General features: G+C 63.4%; 4 protein-coding genes. 1 reads left to right on the forward strand and 3 read right to left on the reverse strand.

Annotation, left to right across the window (positions count from 1 at the left end; all coding sequences use genetic code 11):
* Positions 1-685: 685 nt before the first annotated feature.
* On the forward strand, positions 686-1456 hold the full coding sequence (locus ACFE99_RS24285) for an SDR family NAD(P)-dependent oxidoreductase (RefSeq protein ID WP_375489326.1): 771 nt from the start codon (positions 686-688) through the stop codon (positions 1454-1456).
* A gap of 136 nt (positions 1457-1592) precedes the next feature.
* On the opposite strand, the gene ACFE99_RS24290 is transcribed toward ACFE99_RS24285, so the two are convergent.
* From ACFE99_RS24290 to ACFE99_RS24300, 3 genes are all read right to left on the reverse strand, one after another.
* Positions 1593-2027, reverse strand: coding sequence for an IS1595 family transposase (locus ACFE99_RS24290; protein ID WP_375489328.1), 435 nt, complete (start codon positions 2025-2027; stop codon positions 1593-1595).
* Positions 1994-2533 (reverse strand): transposase, encoded by a 540-nt coding sequence (locus ACFE99_RS24295; protein WP_375489330.1) that lies wholly within the window; start codon positions 2531-2533, stop codon positions 1994-1996. The genes ACFE99_RS24290 and ACFE99_RS24295 overlap by 34 nt, the downstream gene beginning before the upstream one ends.
* A gap of 287 nt (positions 2534-2820) precedes the next feature.
* Positions 2821-3187: hypothetical protein (locus ACFE99_RS24300; RefSeq protein ID WP_375489332.1), on the reverse strand; the 367-nt coding region annotated here is incomplete at its 5' end.

Here is a 3187-nt window from a genome sequence, read left to right on the forward strand (position 1 = left end):
CCAAGAACGGGCCAATCGCACGCTACTCGATTCGGATATTCCCGGATAAGCCCTTGGTGTCAGCTGCCCCGAGCGGCGACCGTATGTAAGTCGATGCGGCCACGGTGCCGCATGGAAATTTGGGCTCGATCCCCGCAACCCGATGACACGATCATGGCGCCGCGCGCCTGAGCCGACGACGGGATCGTCGTGCCCGGAGCATCCGGGATGGAGACACGTCCCACTTGACTTTCCCCCATGTAAGCTATGGGGGGACCGGCGAAGGGGTTAGCATCATCGTCGGTAGATGCAACGGGTGGGCAGTCCCCATGACCCAAGTTGATGACCTGAGCCGCTCTCTCGCCGTTTTTGATCAGAGCACTGCTGGACATCGCAGGCCGGCTGCAACAGCAGGAGAATGGACGCCACGAAGAGGCAAGCGACCTCAAGGCACGATGGCGACGCAGCGGCCTGCGCGCCTTCGACACGGACAACGCAGCCGCAGCGGAGCAGAATGGGTTGACCTTGCTGCCTGATCAAGGCCACCATCGCTGCGCCAGGACGACCCGATCGGGCCATTTCCACACGATACGCGACGGCACCGAACGTCATCATGGTGGAGAGTCTGGCGTCCGCTTGGGAGAGTCTGGCGTCCGCTTGTAAGTGCCGCGTGCCAGCATGCAGATCGAGATCTGGAGATTACGTAATGGGCGATACCAAATCCAATCGGCCGTTTGGCAGCCGCACGGCGCTTGTGACTGGCTCTGGTCAGAATATCGGTCGCGCCATTGCACTTGCGTTTGCGCGTGGCGGTGCAAACGTCGTCATCAATGGTCATCAGGACCAGGCCGCGATTGAGAGTGTCGCCGAGGAGGCCCGCAGCTTCGGGGTTGGTGCACTTGCAGTGCTTGCCGATGTTGGTGATCCAGCGGCGGTACAAACCATGGTGGACCGCAGCGTGGCGGCGTTCGGCAGTGTCGACATTGCAATATCCAATGTCGCGCTTCGCCTGCACACGGAGTTCCTCGATATCTCGGTCGAAGAATGGCAGCGCATCCTGAACTCGAACCTGAGCGCTTCCTTCTACCTAGCCCGGGCGGTGTTGCCGCTGATGAAAGAGCGTGGTTGGGGACGCATTGTCCACATATCCGGGATAGACGGTTTCGCAGTCCTTCCCGACCGGGCGCACAATGTGACGTGCAAAGCTGGGGTGTTCGCGCTGTCGAAAGCAATTGCGGTCGAGTTTGGTCCGTTCGGCATCACAGCCAACACAGTTGCGCCTGGCGTTATCGACACGGCGCGGGACTTGACGCAGTATCCGCAATTCCGTGACGGGTATGGCGAGAAAGTTAAGGAAATCCCTGTGCGGCGGGTTGGCCATGTGGACGAGATCGCAGCAGCTTGCACCTACTTTGCCGGAGCTGGCTTCGTTACCGGTCAAGTGTTACACGTCAATGGCGGGGAAGAACTGTTCTGATGTCTGGTTGTGAGATCTCCTTTGCAGCTTGGCCCACTGGCAGCATCTACGCGGATTTTACGGTAAGGGTGCCGGTCAGGGGCGACGCACGTTGGCAGATTGGCTCTTGTTGGGTTCCGGGGTGGTGATGGGTCTGTCACGCGACCAGGCCGGCGATGAGGGCACTGAGCAGGGCTTTGCCGCGTCGGCGAGCGTTGTGCACGAGCTGGAAGAAGCCGAGATAAAGGGGCAGCTTGTCTTGCGAGATGCCGCGGTGCGGGCGCAGCCAGGAACGCAGCAAGGACCAAAATCCTTCCATGGCGTTGACGTGGACCTCGCAAAACCCGTCCCCGTCCCCGTCCTCGTCGCGGGCATACTCGCCGCGGGCGTGGCAGACCGTCTTGTGCCCGTAGCCCCAGGCTGGCAGGCGGGCGTAGATGGCATACTCGTCGGTGTGGACGAGGGTGCCCGGGACGACCGCGGCTGTGATGACCGGCTTGATGGTCGCCTGCTGCACGTTGGCCAGCATGCGCAGCACCACCTGTCCGCCGCGCTGGATCAGGCCGAGGATAGGCGGCTTGTCCTTCTCCAACGTGCCGCGGCCCGGCGCGCCTGCCAGCTTGCGGCACCGTCCGAACCGCCCCTTTTGGCCACCTCTTCCGGCTGCCCCTTGTGCCCGGCCACCACGTAGATCTCGTCGACTTCCACCACGCCCTTCAGCTCCGCCTTGGCGACCAGCCCGCGGCGCAGCTGCTCCGTCATCGCCTGCGTATCCGAAGTGTCCAGGCCCAGCTCCAGGGCGATCTGCCTGTTCGAGAGGTTCAGGCCCATGAAGTAGAGGCACAGCACCCACACGCGCAGCGGCTGATGGTGCCCGGCCAGCACCGTGCCGGTGAGGTCGTCGAAACGCCCAGCGCATGCTTTGCACCGGTAGCGCTGGCGACAGGGCTGCGTGTCGTCGCAGCCGTCCCGGACGACGACGCCGCTGCCGCAACCGGGGCAGCGCACACCCTCCGGCCAGCGATGCTGGCGCACCAGCGCGAAGCACTTGGCGTCGTCGATCAGGCCCGAAAGGTTGATCAGATCGGATGCGGCCATGATGAAAGCTCCTCGCGCGAGCCGGTCAGCTACTCCCGCTCCTGCTCACGCACCAGACCTCATCAGCCCCTGACCGGTCCTGGTCTCAACACCCCGGAACCCAACAAGAGCCAAGCGCAATACGGCTCGCTTAGTTGGATTTGCGCGCAACGACTCTGGCTGTCGGCCTCCAAGTCTCCTTGCGGGCCAAGCCGAATGAACAGCATTGACCCTAGCAGCGACGCATGGGACTGCCCGGACCGCTTGATGCGGTCCGGGGTTGGGCGCCCAGCGCCGGGCGAAGGCGGTCAGGTCGAGAGGAAGATGTTGAAGACGCTGTTGGTGTCGCCAGGGACGAGGTTGCTCGTCAGGCTGCTGAAGGCGACGGCGCCCGTGTCGGTGACGACGGACCGTTCCTGGCCGGCGCCATACCGGTTAATGATAGACGCCGTGTTGTCGCTGAGCTGCTTGACCTCGCCGGACCACAGATCCTTCACAAAGACATTTTCGCCGCTGCTGGTGCTGCCCGCCACCAGGTCCGAGGCATTGCTGGTGAAGGAGACGTAGTGGCCGTCGGGGGAGATGGCCGGGTTGAAGCCGCCGCGCGCGTTTCCGTCCGCGTCGGCGCTGGCCAGCGTCACCTGGCCCGTGCCCAGGTCCTTGACGAAGACCTGC

Source organism: uncultured Mycobacterium sp., assembly GCF_964249325.1.
In the GTDB taxonomy this organism is placed as follows: Bacteria; Actinomycetota; Actinomycetes; order Mycobacteriales; family Mycobacteriaceae; genus Mycobacterium.

Coding starts and splice junctions, on each gene's coding strand:
- ACFE99_RS24295 (WP_375489330.1), bottom strand. CDS start 2,533: ATGGCCGCATCCGATCTGATCAACCTTTCGGGCCTGATCGACGACGCC.
- ACFE99_RS24285 (WP_375489326.1), top strand. CDS start 686: ATGGGCGATACCAAATCCAATCGGCCGTTTGGCAGCCGCACGGCGCTT.